This is a genomic window from Winogradskyella psychrotolerans, assembly GCF_018860545.1.
GTDB lineage: Bacteria > Bacteroidota > Bacteroidia > Flavobacteriales > Flavobacteriaceae > Winogradskyella > Winogradskyella psychrotolerans_A.
The window spans coordinates 103,897-121,392 of the sequence record NZ_JAHKPN010000002.1 but is presented as its reverse complement, the minus strand read 5'-3'; the positions used below and the strand labels follow the sequence as shown (position 1 = coordinate 121,392).

At 32.7% G+C, this 17,496-nt stretch carries 11 protein-coding genes and 1 pseudogene; 4 read left to right on the top strand and 8 right to left on the bottom strand.

Features of this window, described 5'->3' with window-relative positions; all coding sequences use genetic code 11:
• Positions 1–22: 22 nt before the first annotated feature.
• The 5 genes from KO515_RS00490 to KO515_RS00470 form a co-directional block, all read right to left on the bottom strand.
• Positions 23–1,591 carry a T9SS type A sorting domain-containing protein gene (locus KO515_RS00490; RefSeq protein WP_215934420.1) on the bottom strand — a complete coding sequence of 523 codons (1,569 nt, stop codon included), beginning with the start codon at positions 1,589–1,591 and terminating at the stop codon, positions 23–25.
• A gap of 6 nt (positions 1,592–1,597) precedes the next feature.
• A complete protein-coding gene (locus KO515_RS00485; protein ID WP_215934419.1) occupies positions 1,598–3,400 on the bottom strand; it encodes a tail fiber domain-containing protein in 1,803 nt (600 codons plus the stop codon).
• A gap of 1 nt (position 3,401) precedes the next feature.
• Positions 3,402–4,958 (bottom strand): tail fiber domain-containing protein, encoded by a 1,557-nt coding sequence (locus KO515_RS00480; protein WP_215934418.1) that lies wholly within the window; start codon positions 4,956–4,958, stop codon positions 3,402–3,404.
• A 375-nt stretch (positions 4,959–5,333) separates the two neighbouring features.
• A complete protein-coding gene (locus KO515_RS00475) occupies positions 5,334–9,179 on the bottom strand; it encodes a hybrid sensor histidine kinase/response regulator transcription factor (RefSeq protein ID WP_215934417.1) in 3,846 nt (1,281 codons plus the stop codon).
• A gap of 121 nt (positions 9,180–9,300) precedes the next feature.
• The gene (locus KO515_RS00470; protein WP_215934416.1) at positions 9,301–9,765 is read right to left on the bottom strand and encodes a T9SS type A sorting domain-containing protein; all 465 of its coding nucleotides are present in this window, start codon (positions 9,763–9,765) and stop codon (positions 9,301–9,303) included.
• Between the two features lie 459 nt (positions 9,766–10,224).
• Between KO515_RS00470 and KO515_RS00465 the strand changes: the two genes are divergently transcribed.
• Entirely contained in the window at positions 10,225–11,496 is a 1,272-nt protein-coding gene (locus tag KO515_RS00465) for a DUF2130 domain-containing protein (RefSeq protein WP_215934415.1), read from the top strand.
• A 27-nt stretch (positions 11,497–11,523) separates the two neighbouring features.
• Here KO515_RS00465 and KO515_RS00460 read toward each other — a convergent pair.
• The 3 genes and pseudogenes from KO515_RS00460 to KO515_RS18755 all read right to left on the bottom strand — a co-directional run.
• Positions 11,524–12,279, bottom strand: a pseudogene (locus KO515_RS00460) (TRAP transporter large permease); the annotation flags it as partial.
• A gap of 377 nt (positions 12,280–12,656) precedes the next feature.
• Positions 12,657–13,436, bottom strand: coding sequence for a patatin-like phospholipase family protein (locus tag KO515_RS00455; RefSeq protein ID WP_215934413.1), 780 nt, complete (start codon positions 13,434–13,436; stop codon positions 12,657–12,659).
• 162 nt (positions 13,437–13,598) lie between these two features.
• Positions 13,599–13,748, bottom strand: a complete 150-nt coding sequence (locus KO515_RS18755; protein ID WP_252723740.1) for a TRAP transporter large permease subunit — start codon at positions 13,746–13,748, stop codon at positions 13,599–13,601.
• Between the two features lie 311 nt (positions 13,749–14,059).
• Between KO515_RS18755 and KO515_RS00445 the strand changes: the two genes are divergently transcribed.
• The 3 genes from KO515_RS00445 to KO515_RS00435 all read left to right on the top strand — a co-directional run bounded on the left by KO515_RS00445 (position 14,060) and on the right by KO515_RS00435 (position 17,482).
• Positions 14,060–14,338: a hypothetical protein gene (locus KO515_RS00445; protein WP_215934412.1), complete on the top strand. Its 279-nt coding sequence runs from the start codon at positions 14,060–14,062 to the stop codon at positions 14,336–14,338.
• 121 nt (positions 14,339–14,459) lie between these two features.
• Entirely contained in the window at positions 14,460–15,956 is a 1,497-nt protein-coding gene (locus KO515_RS00440; RefSeq protein WP_215934411.1) for a helix-turn-helix domain-containing protein, read from the top strand.
• Positions 15,957–16,090: 134 nt separating this feature from the next.
• Entirely contained in the window at positions 16,091–17,482 is a 1,392-nt protein-coding gene (locus KO515_RS00435; RefSeq protein ID WP_215934410.1) for a T9SS type A sorting domain-containing protein, read from the top strand.
• Positions 17,483–17,496 lie beyond the last annotated feature (14 nt).

Genomic DNA, 17,496 nt, shown 5'->3' with positions numbered 1-17,496 from the left:
GTTCTACCTTAATCATAGCATTTTATTGCTTGATTACTTTTAAAATTTTTTGTGAGTCGTTTAGTTGTAATTTTAAAACATAGATGCCATTTGAAAAAGAAGCCATGTTAATAGCAATATTTTCTGTATTGGCATACGCTTTTGAATACAATAATTTGCCTTCAACATTGAAGAGTTGTACTATAGATTGGTTGATTGTTTTTTCTAATTTAATGTTTAATTGGGTAGAAGTAGGATTAGGAAAAGCAATGAGTTGGCTTTTAGGACTAACAGTGTCAATATTTAGAATATTAGTATTTGAAAATAGACGTACGTGTCCAGAATTATTGCCATTATCATCATTAAGATAAGCTCCAATGGCTACAATAGAACCATTTGCATTAAGACTAACTGATACACCAGATCGATCTTGAATGGCCTCTCCATTAATGTCTTCTCCTATTTGTTGCCAATTACCAGATGCGTTTCTATAAATTTTAGTATGACCAGCATCTGTTGCAAATTCACTATTATGTCGCGCTCCAACAGCAAGAATATTTCCATTGGCGTTAAGACTTACCGATATACCAAACTCATCACCTACAGCTTCACCATCAATATCATTACCTATTTGCACCCATGTATTGGTTATATTTTCAAAAACACGAACCTGACCAATTCCGTTGTGATCCTGTGCACCAACTGCGAGAATATTACCTTGGTTGTTTAAGCTTACAGCTCCTCCAAATTTATCGTTCAATGTTGTACCGTCAATATCTTCTCCTATTTGTACCCAATTGTTAGCATCATAATTATAAACTCTTACGTGGCCAGCACCTTGTATGGTATTGGTGTTATTTGGAGCACCTATAGAAACAATACTTCCATCTTCGTTAAAGCTTACGGCAAACCCAGAATTGTCTTCAGGGTTTTCACCAATAATATCATTGCCTAATTGTACCCAGTTATCATTTTGATTTTCATAAATACGTACTTGCCCATGATTACTACCTTCACCTTCTACTACATGGTTATCTGGTGCCCCAATAGCAAGTCGATTTCCATCCTTGCTAAGACTAATAGCATACCCAGAATGATCACCCCATGCATCTCCAATAATACTTGCGCCCAGTGGAACCCAATTTGTACCTTGAAACTGAAAAACACGAACTTCTCCAGATTCAAATCCATTGGCATTACTGTCTGGCGCACCAACAGCTATGATATTACCATCTCCACTTATATTCACAGAAAAACCGAATTTATCGCTTATCTCAACGCCATTAATAGCTGTTCCTTTTAGTTGCCATGTATTTGCAATGTTTTCATAGACTCTAACTTGTCCTGAAGCAGAACCATTATCTGCATTAAAAGGCGCTCCAATTACAATCGTATTTCCATCTGCACTTAAACATGTAGCGTAACCCGATTGTTCGTTTGCAGATTCACCATCAATATCGTCCCCGATTTGCGTCCATTGGGCTAATAAAAGTAATGGACAGCATGTTAAAATTAAAAATACAAATGTTGATTTATTCGCTATTATTTTTAGGGTTGAAAGCTGTTTTCTGAATTCTCGAGACAAGCCACGGGTTTTGTTTAAATAGTTCATTATCTTTTAATTTGAGGATTTAGATTCAATAATTTCGATACGAGATAACAAGGCTTCATAATCCGTTTTTGAAGCTTTTATTTCCGCACCTTGAGTTTCAATTATTTTGTTCTGCTCTTGAATGGCTTTGATTAAAACAGGTACTAAATCGGAATAATAAACCCCTAAGCGGTCTAACTCTTTTTTAGTTAATACTCCAGATGCTTCATCTTTTTCCCAGATATGAGAATGGATCACTTCAGGGATTAAAATTTGGAGGTCTTGTGCAATAAGTCCTAATTTAGTGTCTGGATTGTTCTTGTTTTTCCAATTAAAGCTTACAGGTTGCATTTTTAGAACTTCTTCTAATCCATATTTTAATTCAATGATGTTAGTTTTACTGCGTCTATCTGAGGTTTGGATAGTTCCATTTGCTGCATAAACATCTAACCACTTTCTGTTTGGGCCCCCAAGACGATCTGTTTCATCTTCTGTAGGAACTAAACTAGAACTAAACGCTAAAATATCACTTCCTCCATCTTCAATAATCTCTGATCCAATGCGTAAACGGCCACCAGAAATATGAAATAGTTCTTGAGGGGTATCTGTACCAACACCTGTATTTCCGTTTTTTAATACTACCATAGCGTTAGATGGTGCACCACTTTCGCCATTTCCAATTACAAATAAGCGATCATTGTTATTCCATCCGTTAACGCTATTGGGAGTATAAGATGTATTATACCTCCCAATTACTGTTTCTAAATATGAATAGGCTGTTGTTCCATTTCCCATAGCAGTAGAGTTTAAACCTGTTGCAGATGTGTAGCTTCCAGTGGCTAAGGAAAAACTCCCAGAAGCTATGGTGTTATTTCCCATTGCAGTAGAAGAACCTCCTGAAGCTTCGGTTGCATTTCCCATTGCAGTAGATCTAATTCCTGAGGCTTCGGTATCAATCCCCATAGCTGTAGAATATGATCCTGAGGCTTCGGTTGCATTTCCCATTGCCGTGCCATTATCATGTGCTATTGTATTTTTGCCTAGCGCTACGGAAAAATCTCCTACTGCTGTTGTTTGACTTCCCATGGCGACAGTATAATCCCCTATTGCTGTGGTCTGCCCCCCCATTGCTATGGAAAAATTTCCAGTTGCTTCAGTAAAATTTCCTGATGCCAAGGAAGAAATACCAGATGCTGTTGTGTTACTTCCCATTGCTGTAGAAGAGGATTCTGACGCTGTGGTGTTCCGTCCTAGAGCTGTGGAATACGTTCCTGATGCTTCTGTTAAACTTCCTAATGCAATGGAATATGCTCCGGTTGCACCTCGTACAGATGAAGGTGTAAAATTATAACTTAAATCAACGGCGTATAACCCTATGTCACCATAATGATTTGGATTGCTACCAACCAATCTCCATCCTAAGCCATTTCCTTCATCAAGAGTTTCTAGACCTTCCATATTTAATGCTTGTATTGCATAAGGCACAGCATTAAAATCTGAGTTTCCAAAGTCTATAAAACCATCTCCTAAATCAATTTGTACATTGAGTTCTGCATTACCACTTTTCCAATCAATAGTATTGAAATCTCCACTGATTACTGTGCCAGATCCAATGACTGCAATAGCAATTCCGTTATCGTCGGTAGTAATTTGTTGTGACTCGCTGTAAATAGTTGTGTTTTCTAATTCAATGTTAAACACCATATCAATACTTTGATTGTTTACAACGTTATTATTAGCATCTATTATAAGTGCTTTGTAATTAATGCCGTTTTGAGCTACGGAAATAATTGAAAATAAAAGGGCTATCGGAAAAAGTTTTGTTTTCATTTTATTTGTTTTTAATTGATGTATTTGCCTCTAAAGTTTCAACACGTTCTAACAGATTCGTGTAGTCTGCGTGTTGATTGAGAATAATTTTTTGCTGTTCTTGTATCGCTTTTATAAGTATAGGAATCAATTCTGTATAGTTTATTCCTAAGGTTTTTAACTCATTATTCTGAGTAATGACAATTTCGTTTATAATTGGTTGAACATCTTGAGCGATAAGTCCCAAAGACTTTTTGTTTTGTGTATTGTTTTTCCAGAAGTATGCTTTTGGTTGTAATTGTAAAATTTCATTTAAACCATAAGGTAAATCGGTAATGTCCCGTTTTAAGCGTCTGTCTGAGGCATGGACTGTAGAACCATTTTGACTAATAGTTCCTGCTTCAGTAATGGAAAAAACAATATTTCCGTCACTGTTATGAACCATAAAATTACCTGCTCCATTATCATCATGGTCCAATTGTATAACAACAGCATCATTACTTCTTAAATAAATGTCGCTTCCTGAATAAAAAGGGTCTGATGCAATAATACCGTCATCTTCACTATTTGTACTAGAGTTACCTCCTAAAATAATATCTGGATTATTACTGTTTGAACTTTGTGTATATAACCCAGTTGTACCACCAATAAAGGATGCACCTCTATCTAAAGATGATGCAAAAACTCCGTCGTTAAGAGCATTTGAAATATAAACACCATAATTTTGAGGATCAGCAATATAGATGCCTGTAAAGCCTGCATCTGTAATATTGATTGAATTTGATAGAGAATTGGAGATGTTTATAGCGTTGTTTGCACCTGTAATACGCAAACCATTACTTTGACTGTTAATAATATGCTCACCAGTTTTTAAAACAGTCAATGCATTTCTTCGATTTAAATCTGAAGTGCCATTTCCGATTTCAAATAAGGGACTATTATCAACCCAGGTATTTGGGTCACCACCACCAACATTAAAGCTTCCAATGGCTGTAGACGCATAAGATTCAGCCGCAGTTCCATAACCTATTGTTGTAGAATAACTTCCCATTTCACCATTGTTTATTGGCGAAAAATTAGAATAACTCAAATCAATAGCATTAAAGCCTAAAGTACTGTGCATAGTTGGATCACGACCAATTAATCTCCAGCCAATTCCATTACCTTCGTCAATAGATTCTAAACCAGATACATTTGTTGCTTTTTTAGCATGATAAGCATAAGGCACAGCAGAAAATTGAGTGCTTCCCATATCTATAAACTCTGTTCCTAGATCTATTTTTACATTTAAAAAATGCTCATTTTCACCCCAATTAATTGTATTGAAATTTCCATTTAAAACGGTGCCTTCACCAATATTTAAAACTATTATACCATTATAATCTGTAGTCGTTGTATGGCTTTCTTCGTAAAGACTAGTTTGTAAGTCGCTTTCTAAAATTTTGAATTTAACTTGAATGACATTATCTGCAATTATGTTGCCTGAGTTATCCTTTATAAGTGCTTTATAATTAATGCCATTTTGAGCAAATAATACTATTGGCATAATTAATGCTAAAAATGTGTGTAATGTTTTCATAGCATTTTATTTTTTAAATTCTATAAAAGAGACAATTTTATTCTCATTTATAATATTTAATTGGTATCTACCTTTTTTAAGATGATCTATAGCAATGTAAAGTTGAGATGGTAATGCGCTTTCTTTATCCTCCCGTGTTTTAAATTTTGTCATTTGTTAGCAATTAAAGATCTTGCATTTACAAAGCTATCTGAGATGTATTAAAAAAAATATTACATATGTTTCAAGATGTAACAGATATGTTACATCATTGGAAAAGCCTTTAAAACTGAGGGGTATTTCTATTGAAGTTGTTATTGAAGTGCGGTAGTACCAAATGTATATAATGAATCTTAACGGAAACTAATAAGCAATGCGTAAATAGATGGAAGGACCTTAAGACTTATGCTTTTCAATATATTGAGAAGGTGTTTCACTATAAATTTTTTTGAAACACTTAATGAAGTAACTTACAGAATTAAAGCCAACCATGTAAGCGGCTTCAGAAACACTGATGTCTTGGTTTTTTAAAATATTTCTAGCTAAAAGGATACGTTGTGATCGCATAAATTCGGAAGTGGTCATGCCAACTATGGCTTTCAATTTTCTATGTAATTGCGTTCTGCTCATATGCATGTATTTACCAAAGGCATCTGTAGTGAACTCTGGATCTACTAAATGTGTGTCTAAGACATTTTTTAAGCGCTGCATGAATTCTGCTTCAACAGATGTAACTTCGAGTGTTTTTGTAAGAATAGGTTGTTCATTAAAACGTTGTTTTAGTTTTGCTCTGGTTTCAATGAGTTTGGAGACTCGGATCTTTAATGTTTCAGTATTAAAAGGTTTTGTTACATAGGCGTCTGCACCTGTTTCAAAACCTTCTTGTTTTTGGTTTTGAGTGACTTTTGCTGTTAACAGAATAATAGGAATATGACTTGTTAGTTGGTCGTTTTTGAGTTTATTACATAATTCAATACCATTCAGTTCTGGCATCATTATATCACTAATGACTAAATCTGGCAATTGCTTTCTTATGAGTTCTAGTCCATTATGGGAGTTGGTTGTTTTTATAACATTGTAATTCTCTTTAAAAATAGAAGTTACAAAGTTTAGAATATCTATTTCGTCATCAATAATAACAATAGTAGCTTGGTTTTTTTTAATCTCTGTGCTGATTTCTGATTCTATAATTATTTTAGGATGCTCTATAATTTCAAATTTCTCAAAGGCATCTTTTGTGATAGGTAATGTGACACTAAATTGTATGTTATCATTATCTAAGGTATTTGCTAAAATAGTGCCTTTTGATAATGTGACTAATTCCTTAACCAATGCTAAGCCAACACCAATGCCTTCTGAAGCTTCGTTATTTTGATAAAATCGTTGAAATATATGCCCTAGTTTTTCGGCTCTAATTTGATTGTTTTTATTAATAATAGAAAGTTGAAGTTGTTCATTTTGTTGCTGAGCGGTAAAATAGATTATGGATTCTTGAGGCGAATATTTTATAGCATTAGAGAGTAGGTTAGAGCCTATTTTTTCAATAATATCTCTGTCGAACCAACAGTTGTCTAATTGGGTAATGGTAGATTGAATGTCTATACTTTTATCATGCGCTTTAAATTGAAATGCCGATATGAGCTGCTTAAGTATAATTGCTAAGTTGCCTTGTTCTATGTTTAGCTTTATTTGTCCTGCATCGATTAAAGATAAATCTGTAAGTTGATTTACCAAATTGAGAAGTCTATCGGCATTTTGCTTTATTAAGTTGAGGTCTTCCTTAACTTCTGATTTTAAATTACCTTTAGATAATTGATTTTCTACGGGACCAGAAATTAAAGTCAATGGTGTTCTGAGTTCGTGAGATATATTGGTAAATAGATTTGATTTTATAAGGTCTAATTCCTTGATGGCCTTTAATTTGTTAGATGCCAATTTTTGTTTGTAGCGTAATTGAAAAAATGAAAAAAGTGCTACCGCCAAACCTATAAAAAGTAACGTATAAGCCAAAATAGATTTGTACCAAGGGGGGCTTATTTTTAAAGTTAATGTGGTAATTGGTGCGTTGTCGTTTGCCTGATATGCTGCTTTTACCAAAAGATTATATTCACCATAATTTAGGTTGTTGAAGAAAATGGTGTTTCCTTCTGCTTTGGTCCAAAAATTTGTGGCTTTTCTTAGCTTATAATAATAAGCTATTTTTTCTGGAAACCTATAATCTGCAATTTCTAAATTTATTTTAAAATTATTCTGATGATGATGAAGCTTAATGGGCTTTTTTAAATTCACTACATCTTGAAAAGTTGTAGCGTTTTTTCCTTGTATCGTTATTTTTGAAATACTGGGAGCTTTAGTAATATTGGGATAGGTAAACTTAGAAGTATTTATAACTTGAACCCCTTCATCTGTGCCAAAGTAAAGTTCGTCCTTATAGATTGCACTAGAGGTATATAAACATGCATTAGAAATCAAACCATCTTCTTCTTTTAGATTAAAAAGTGTTTTGTTTTCGTTGTTATATACATAAATACCATTATTTATTGTGCTAATCCACCAGAGATTATTTTCGTCGGTTTCAATAGCCATTACCTTTTTATCAAAAATAGCACCATTGATTTCAAGAGGGTAGAAAAGATCCTTTTCCTTGTCATAAAAATTCAAGCCAAAATCTGACCCAATCGAAAGCATTCCATTTTGACTTTTATGAATATCTATGACAACATCAGAATTTAATGAATTTAAATCGTTTTTAATATGCACATATTTTTTGAAGTTAATATATTTTCTGTTTTTATCGATCTTCGATATGTTTGGTATTTTATATACGCCTTCTCCAACCGTTATCACCCATAGATTGTCTTGCTCGTCAATTATTAACTCCATTATCTTAATCTCTTTGACTTCGTCTAGTTGGTAGGTGTTTATAATGTTACCTTTTTTATCTAACACGTAAATTCCTTGCCATGTACTAACCCATAAAAAACCGTTTAAATCTTCAACAATTCCAAAAACTTTTAAGGTTTCGCTTTTATCTTGATTTAGTTCTATCTTATTGATATTAAAGTCTTTATCAATGAAAAAAAGATTTCCGGTCAGATCCCCTAGCCAGAATCCGTTTTCTGTTTTACATATTGAAGTAATCCTTGTTCTTTTTAAGAATTGTTTGTAATTAGAATGGTTAGTTTTTGAAACTTTAAAAAAGCCTTGGTCTCCAACAATGTATATATCAGTTGCATCTACAAAAATCCGTCTGGCATGTGTACTGAAGTGACCTGTAAAGACTTTCTTTAGAGCACTTTCCTTAAACAAACCTTTGTGTGTACCTACCCATAATAGATTTTGTTTATCTATTAAGAGTTTGCTGATGCCTATTTCTTTAAATTTATCTAAATTATAATTGTAAGGTTGAAATTTTTTGGTTTTTGTATTGAAGAAATAATTTCCGCTAGATCCAATTATAATGCATTTATGGTCTTTTACATTAGATATAAAAAGGGCAGCATCGTCATTGGGTAAATCTATTTTCTCAGGATCATTAATAAAATCATAATGGTACAATTTACCGTCGGATTTATATATTATTTTATTGTTGCCTATGCTTTCTATTTCATCTATAACAGTGTTATGAAGTATTGGTTCAAACCGTTCGGCCTTGTTACTATATTTAAATAAAGTATGGTTTGATGAAATGAGTTCCGTACCATTCTCAATTTCTAAAATTTTTATAGAAGTAAAGGATTCTTTTATTTTTACAAAATCTGGGCTCGATTTAGATTTTCGGTATAACCCATCATCAGTTGCTACCCAAATTGTAGATGAAGAACTAATGAATACTCTATAGACGACTAGTGGATTAAGACCTGTATTGTTGGCATTGATTTGAACTTTTTCAAACACGCCTTTTTTTTCATCAAATTTCACCAAGCCAGCACCATAAGTGCCAATCCAAAAGATATCGTCTTGGTCTTGTTTTATATCTCTAACCCAACCACCAGGAAGGCTGCTTTTTTCTAACGGATTGTATCTGTAAGTTTTAAAATTCTTACCATTATATTTATATAAACCATCTTGTGTTGCGACCCATATAAAGCCATTTTTGTCTTGTGTGATATTAGAAATCCATTGATCTTCAAGAATTAATTTTATGTCATTAAATTTTAACGGGTTTGATTGCGTGTTTTCTTGAGCAAATAAATGTGCTAAATTTAAAAGGAAAGAAAACACTAAGGCTCTTTTGAACATGATTTGGATATACATTTCAATATAATTAAAACAAATACAGATTATGAAGTGTTTAATTTAATATTGCTTTTGTAGTAAAGTTATAGAATGCTTTTAATTAATTGTTATAAATTTATGTAATTTACTCAATAACAACTCGTTTGGTTATGGATTTTGCATTCTCATAAAGCCTTAGCAGATAAACGCCTGCTTTTAATGATGAAACTTCAATGGGATCATCAATAGTTGTAGATTGAAATATGCTTCTTCCCAAAACATCATAAAGCTCTACTTTAGTAAGAGGTCTGTCTGTAGCAATATTGATAAATTGATTTGTAGGATTAGGGTATATAGATATATTCAAATGTGAGATTTGATGGTCATTAGTGCTTAAAGTGGAATTAAACTCTGGGTTAATAAAGCCTTCTGAAACCGAAATTGTAGGTGTGCTTGTTTCTTGAACAACGACTTCACCAATAGTGTATAATATTTGAATATCATTTACAACAGTAGAAGCTCCTCCTGAATCAATACTGAATTTTTTTATGGATTGTGACGCTATAGGTAATGCTAATAAAAGCATTAAAATTGTAAAAGACCTTGTCATATTGAAACATTTTATTAATTAGTTTCAAAATTCTATTTTTTAGTCGTGAAAGTGTCTAACATATGTTTCAAATTGTATGACATATGTAACATATTGTTGGTAAATATTTAATTATATATTTTTGGCTCTTAAACAAACATCTTTATTATAAAGCGCTCTCATTGTCCTTAAGTAAGGAGCTAATCCATTAAGGTTATCTTCCTCTTTTTTAATTTAGAATTTTCTATTACGGATAACCGCAATAGATAAAGATGTTTTTTTTGTATTATTAAAATAATTAATTATTTCTGAATTTTGTTTAAATTAAACAAAGTCGATCCTTTCAGTTTTATGGCATTCCGTAATTCCGATAATAATATAATATAGAAGGATAAAGAATAGGTACATTTGGATATTTAATATGTAATTGTAATACTGTGCGACATATAATTGTTGCATAACGTTTTAAAAACAAAGGTTATGAGTAAAAACGCAGAGGTTAAATGTCCTAACTGTAAAGAAGTTTTTAAAGTAGACGATTCTGTATATACAGATATTGTAAAGCAAGTGCGTGATCAGCAGTTTCAAGACGAATTAAACAATCGTTTAGAAATCGCTCACCGAGAAAAACAATCGGCATTACAACTAAAAGAAGCGGAACTAAAAAATGCATTTCAAGAGTTATTGGCACAGAAACAAAGTGAAATAGATGTTTTAAAGGCAAAAAGTAAATCAGAATTAATCCAAGAAGTATCGAAGAAAGATAATGCGATTAAAGATTTAGAGTCTAAATTACAGCAGGCTGAAACAGCAAAACAGCTTGCTTTACAAACTGCAGTTAGCCGCATTGAAAAAGAAAGAGATCAAGTTATTAATGATTTAAAAGCGAAAGAAACAGAGAAAGCACTTTCAGAAAAGTCTTTAAAAGAACAATTCAATAATAAGCTTGTGCATAAAGATGAAGCGTTAAAACTAAAAGAAGAAGAAATAGAACGTCTCAAAGATTATAAGCAAAAACTTTCTACCAAAATGGTTGGTGAGTCATTAGAACAACATTGTGAAACCGAATTCAATAAATTAAGAGCCACAGCATTTCAAAATGCTTATTTTGAAAAAGATAATGACGCTTCTCAAGGTACCAAAGGCGATTATATATATAAAGAAAAGGATGTAAACGGAATCGAGATCATTTCAATCATGTTTGAAATGAAAAATGAAAACGACCAAACGGCTACCAAAAAAAGAAATGAAGACTTCTTTGCAAAATTAGACAAAGATCGCAATGCTAAAGGTTGTGAATACGCAGTGCTCGTATCATTATTAGAAGCCGATAATGATTTTTATAACACAGGAATTGTAGATGTCTCGTACAAATACCCAAAAATGTATGTCATTCGTCCGCAGTTTTTTATTCCGATAATAACCTTGCTTCGTAATGCTGGAATGAAATCTTTACAATATAAGGCAGAGTTAACTATGATGCGGAATCAAAATGTGGACATTACCAATTTTGAAGAAAAAATAAATGATTTTAAAAAAGGTTTTGCTAGAAACTATGATTTGGCAAGTCGTCAGTTTGGAGATGCTATAAAGGAGATAGACAAAACGATGACTCACCTTCAAAAAACAAAAGATGCCTTACTATCTTCAGTAAATAATCTTCGATTAGCAAATAATAAAGCAGAAGATTTAACCATAAAAAAGCTCACACGCGGTAACCCTACAATGAAGCAAAAATTTGAAGATTTATAGGAATAACCTGTTCGCTCAAATGACATATTATAATCCAAACAAGCTAGGCAACCACAAGCTTAATCCTGAAAAATAAGTAATCAATAGTAAGGAAATGATCATGGCGGCAAAAAGCGATAAAAGTGGCTTAACCACTTTCTCTATAGTTGTATTTGCTACACCAACTCCTACAAATAATACCGACCCTACAGGTGGCGTACAAAGGCCAATGCATAAATTTAGAATCATAACGATACCAAAATGTACAGGGTCCATGCCAAGCTTTTCTACGATAGGTAAAAATATTGGAGTAAAAATGAGTACTGCTGGTGTCATATCCATAAATATACCAACAACCAATAATATCAAATTAATTATTAGTAATATCACTATAGGATTATTGCTTGCTCCTAATAAAGCTGTACTAATATCATTTGGAATATTCTCGTAAGACATTACCCAAGACATGCTCGTAGATGCCCCAATTAAAAGCATTACAATCGTTGTAGTGCCGCAAGCTTCTAACGATATTTCTGGTAAATCGTTAAGGGTGATTTCCTTATACCAAAAGCCTAAGATTAACGTATAAAGCACAGCAATAGCAGATGCTTCTGTGGCTGTAAAAATACCGGCTACAATACCTCCAATCACAACGACAAGTAACATTAAACTAGGAAAAGCTCTAAAAAATGTACGTCCAACGTCTTTTAATGAACTTTTCTTACCTACATTATACCCTTTCTTTTTCGCCCAAAAAGAAGCAACAATCATAAGAAATAATTCTGTTAAAACCCCAGGGATATAGTCTTCCTTTTTCATTTCGACTCCTCTCAAAAATACATAAATAGCCCACTAATCCTAGGGTAAACAGACGTTGTCCTATCATAAAAGACAAATAAAACAAGTAAATAATCAGATTGTATAAAAATTTGATATTCTATATAAAAAGTGCAATGAAAGTGGATTTAGTAATGCGTGAAAATATGAGTAAATGATATAAATAACTCTTATGAAAAGTTGAGCGTAATTGTTTGAGTCTGTCTTAGATTTTTGATTTTAAGGTTCTTAATTGGGAGGTTGAGTTTGTGTGTATTGAATTATTTGTGCCTCAATATTAAGGATATAAATTAGAGTGAACCTGTTTTTCTTACTCTGCCAAAAAAAAGAGTATTTAGAAGTGCTTATGTCTGCGACAAACGTTTAACTAACTCCTCGTTTTCTTTTAGTGCTGTTAATGTGGAAGTATATCCTAAATTAAAAATAGCCTCCATATTACTCATGCCAAAAGTACTGTAATTCACTAGTTCTTGAGGGCTTATTACCATGTCACAATCAGGAAACTTGTTTGAAGACTCGGCAGCAACTTTAATTTTATAAGCGCGTTCTATGACGGAATAAGAATGTCTTAAATCTTTCATGTTTACTGTCTTTAAAGGGTTGACGCAAACACCAATAATTTTATCACACTTATTTTTTAAGGGTTCAACAGGAAAATTATTTAAAGTGCCTCCATCAACGTAAAATTTCCCATTAATTTCAGTAGGTGTAAAAACACCAGGGAAAGAGGCAGAAGCAATAATAGGCTTAATTAATTGTCCTTTGCTAAAGATTTTTGAGGTACCATCAATGATATTCGCTGCAGGAATGAATAAAGGCTTTTTTAAATCTTCAAAGCTATCTTTCGGTAAGAAGGTTTTAAGATCATCATAAAAGTTTTCAGAATTTAGGAAGCCAGGTTTTTTTCTAGCAAACCTTTTGGTATGAAAAAGGGGGATAGTTTTAAAAAAAATCAAAATTTCTGACCAAGGAACACCAGCGGCATATAATGCACCGACAATAGCACCAGCACTTGTGCCTGCAATATGTGTGGGAAATATATTGTGTTCCTCTAATGCTTTAATAACACCTATATGCGCTGCACCTCTTGCGCCTCCACCAGAAAGTACTAATCCTATATTCATGTCATAAAGGTACAAAGTTGCACTTAAATACGGAACAATTTTTTATAGTACTGTAATGCAATATGCTGAAATTACACTTTGGTATTTATAAATCAAACAGAGTAGGCAAAAACATCGATATTTCAGGAATATCAGTGATAAGTAGCAGCACAGCGATCATAATTAAAAAAACGGCAGCAACGTTTTTATAACTTTTGAAACGGAAATTTTGGACACTTCACTAGCCGCAAAAAGGATGGTGCCTACAGGTGGTGTACACAAACCAATACAAAGATTGAGGACTAAAACAATTCCAAAGTGAACCGGGTCCATGCCTAAAGCGACAACTGCAGGTAGAAAATAGGTGTGAAAATCAAAACAGCAGGTGTCATATCGCTAAAGGTGCCTATGATTAATAGGACTAAATTGATGACTAAAAAGATGACAATTTTATTGCTGAATTGCACAATTAAAAATCCACTAATGAGTTCTAGAATTCCTTCAAAAGACAAAAGACAAAAGACAAAAGAAAAAACCATAACCTAACCATTGAAGCACCAATTAATAATATTATAACTATAGTATTATAGGACGATTTTGCTAATTTAGATGTCGTTGATCCTGATGCTGTATTCACATATTTAATGGAAAAAGATGACTTTTTTATGGCCCTAAATGATGTTATAGTAGAAGATGCTAGAGATATGAAAGTGCAGGTAGATACAACGATTAACGAAGTAGATCAATTAGATGTTTTGTTAATTTCAGAAGGTTTTAAAGAAACATTACTGCTCATTAAAGATGAAACCCTACTCAACGGGATTAAAGGTAAAGATAATACCTTTATAAGAATAAATGTATCAGGTTATTTTGAAAAGAATAATAGTCTAGTTAAAAAATTAAACATTTACTTAATAGCCTGATATATTTATATTATTTCATAGTTTTACTATCACATCTAATATAAAATTAATGATTCGAGTTTTTAGTGGTCTTTTTTTTCTAGCATCTCTATTTTCAGGTCATGTTGGGTACAGCCAAAACATGCCTCAGAAAAAACTAGATAGTATCCAGGAAGTTCTGTATGCTTTGGATAAAAAAGATACGACTCAAATTGTAAAATTAGGATTATATATTATTAAGCATACTGCATCAGACAAGCAACGGTATGCTATTTTTCAAAAAGTTTCAGAGTCTTATTTTCGTACAAATGAGGTTGATAAATCTATAGCTTATTTATTTAAAGCTAAAGATGTCGCAGAAAAAATAGAAGATCCCGAATTAATGGCACAGGCCTATGGCTCAATTGCAAATCAGTATTCTTTCATGAATTTAAATGATAATGCAAGAGCATATTTAGATCGTGCAATAGAGCAAATAGAAAAAATTCCAAATGGAGAAAAGAAATACCGACTCAAAGGTTTGAGTGCTCTAGAGTTAGGAAAACACGACTTTAATAGTGCTCATTATAAAGCCGCAAATGGTAACTATTTACAGGCTTTACGTGAGTTTAAGAAAATTGAAAACTTGTCTGAAATCGACCGCTATCATTATAGACGTGCAGTTTACAATATTGGGAATTCATATTATTACCTAAACGAGGCAGACTCTTCAGAAGCTTATTTACATCAAGCATTAGGCATAAAAGATGAATATAGTCCTGAATTAAAATATTATATTTATTCAACATTATCTGAAGTATATGCTTTTAGAAAAAATCATCAACGTGCTATAGACACTCTACAAGTGGTTTTACAGAGTCCGAATTTTAATATTCCAAATTTAGAATCTGAAATCTATCTCAATCTATCTAAAAATTATAAGTCGCTAGGTGATAACAACGAGTATATAAATTATAACGAGGCTTATTTAGAATTAAATGAACGTTTAAAGAGTGAAGACTTAAAGGCAATTAATAAAGCTTTTACAGAAGAACATAAAGGATTGGTAAATTCTATTACCAAATCTAAGGAAAAAAATCAATGGCTTATTTATGGTATTATTGGTTTAGTTTTCGTCGGTTTTTGTGGTGTAATCTATTTCGTTAAGAAGAAAAAAGAAGATCAAAAAAAATATCAAACGGTGGTATCGCGATTAGAAAATCAGATTTTAATTTCCACCCAAAAAGATAGTGACGTAGATACGGATTCAAAAACTATAAATGCTATTTCTACAGCAACAGAAGCAGACCTATTAGAGAAGTTAAAGAAATTTGAAAGTTCAGAAAAATTTCGAAACCCTAAGATTACACTTTCTACAATGGCTGTACAATTAAAAACAAACCCAACTTACCTTTCTACTGTAATTAAAATGCATAAAGATCAGAATTTTAATACTTACATAAACGAGCTACGTATTAATTATATATGTAGAAAAATTCACAGTTACCCAAAATATCTCGATTATAAGATTAGCTATCTCGCAGAAGAATCTGGATTTATTTCTCATAGTACGTTTTCTACGATCTTTAAAAATGTCACAGGAATTTCTCCTTCTGTCTTTTTACGAGAAGAAGTCAAACAACAAGGAAAAAAGACTTAATATTTCATAAATCACTGGTAGTAAAATTGTTAATACGGTATTTTGTCTTGCTAAATACGATATTTCAAAAGAGTAATGCCTTATTTTCTTTTAGGTTTTAGCTACTTTAGTACAAATTCTAAAACCAAAATAATATGAAAAAACTATTACTTTTAACTTTATTACTATGTGTGTCACATGCTATCTTTTATGCCCAAGAATGTTCTTATGGTACTTATTCTGAAGGCAGTGCAAATGGTGAAAATATTTCCACCGGAGGACTATATGAATATATGGGAGCTGTAGATTTTGATGTGCCTTTTGGAGAGACATTTACAACCGACGAAATCACGGTTAATTTATTAAAAGGTGATGCAGATCTAAATTATGTTAATGTTTTTTTGGTGACTGAATCAGAAGGCCTTCCAGGAGATATTATAGTGGGTTATACAAATTTAATTCCAAGTGAACAAGATTTGGAATATACTACAGAAATTGAAGGCTTAGATGTCTATAAAATAACGTTAAACCTAGAGGCAGAAGTTACTTTAGAAACGGGTAAATATTTTATAGCTTTAGCGGCTTCAGCGGGCGACGAGAATGGAGCTTGGTGGGAAATTGCAAGCGAAAATCAGACCTATGGTCTTTTCGATTATAATAAATTTGATGATGAACCCTGGGGAGGAACAGGGTATTATAATAAAGTATTCCAAATTATAGGTACATGTGAAGATTCTGGAGACGAACCAGCAGAACTAGGTGAGGTTTGTTCACAAGGTAATAGCTCAGTTACTCCTGAAAATGGACAGTCTTTTTTTGCTAATAATGGTCAAGTAATTTCAATTGCAGATGACTTTATAGTAGCGGAAAATACAACATTTAATTTAACACGTTTTACTATGGATGCGCTGCTTACAGGTGGTGGTATGCATAATGCAACCATTAATATTCGAACAACAGATGGTAATGCGCCTGGAGAGATATTACATTCGTTTATTAATAAGGGGCCAGACTATGAAGAATATCAAGGGTATTGGTCGATTTCAGGTTATCCTTTTGAATTGGTATCTGTAAGAATTAGCTTTACCTTTCAAGACGCCATAGCATTAACGGAAGGCAGCTATTTTATTGAAGTTATTCCAACACCTAATACTACGGATCTATTAACTTGGGAGTTGACCTCTAGCGGTGGCATTGGAGGTTCTAGTTATACGTCTATAGACGGAGGTTTTTCTTGGGATATGAATAGTGGGTCTAATCAAATATTTACGGTTGATGGATTTTGCGAAGATACGCTTAGTGTAGATGAGGTTTCTTCATTTTCAACCTTTAATTATTTCCCAAACCCTGTATCAGATATTTTAAATGTGTCGGCACAATCTAAATTTAGCAACTTAGAACTTTATAATGTTATGGGACAGAAAATAGACACATACGATGCTAATACATCAGTTATAAACACAAGAGGTCTCGCATCAGGTATTTATATGTTAAAAGTTCAGTTTGAAAATGGTCGGTCTGAAACTTTTGAAATCATAAAGAAATAGACAAATTTTCGTTC

Coding starts and splice junctions, on each gene's coding strand:
- KO515_RS00490 (WP_215934420.1), bottom strand. CDS start 1,591: ATGAACTATTTAAACAAAACCCGTGGCTTGTCTCGAGAATTCAGAAAA.
- KO515_RS00485 (WP_215934419.1), bottom strand. CDS start 3,400: ATGAAAACAAAACTTTTTCCGATAGCCCTTTTATTTTCAATTATTTCC.
- KO515_RS00480 (WP_215934418.1), bottom strand. CDS start 4,958: ATGAAAACATTACACACATTTTTAGCATTAATTATGCCAATAGTATTA.
- KO515_RS00475 (WP_215934417.1), bottom strand. CDS start 9,179: ATGTTCAAAAGAGCCTTAGTGTTTTCTTTCCTTTTAAATTTAGCACAT.
- KO515_RS00470 (WP_215934416.1), bottom strand. CDS start 9,765: ATGACAAGGTCTTTTACAATTTTAATGCTTTTATTAGCATTACCTATA.
- KO515_RS00465 (WP_215934415.1), top strand. CDS start 10,225: ATGAGTAAAAACGCAGAGGTTAAATGTCCTAACTGTAAAGAAGTTTTT.
- KO515_RS00455 (WP_215934413.1), bottom strand. CDS start 13,436: ATGAATATAGGATTAGTACTTTCTGGTGGAGGCGCAAGAGGTGCAGCG.
- KO515_RS18755 (WP_252723740.1), bottom strand. CDS start 13,748: ATGGACCCGGTTCACTTTGGAATTGTTTTAGTCCTCAATCTTTGTATT.
- KO515_RS00445 (WP_215934412.1), top strand. CDS start 14,060: ATGGAAAAAGATGACTTTTTTATGGCCCTAAATGATGTTATAGTAGAA.
- KO515_RS00440 (WP_215934411.1), top strand. CDS start 14,460: ATGCCTCAGAAAAAACTAGATAGTATCCAGGAAGTTCTGTATGCTTTG.
- KO515_RS00435 (WP_215934410.1), top strand. CDS start 16,091: ATGAAAAAACTATTACTTTTAACTTTATTACTATGTGTGTCACATGCT.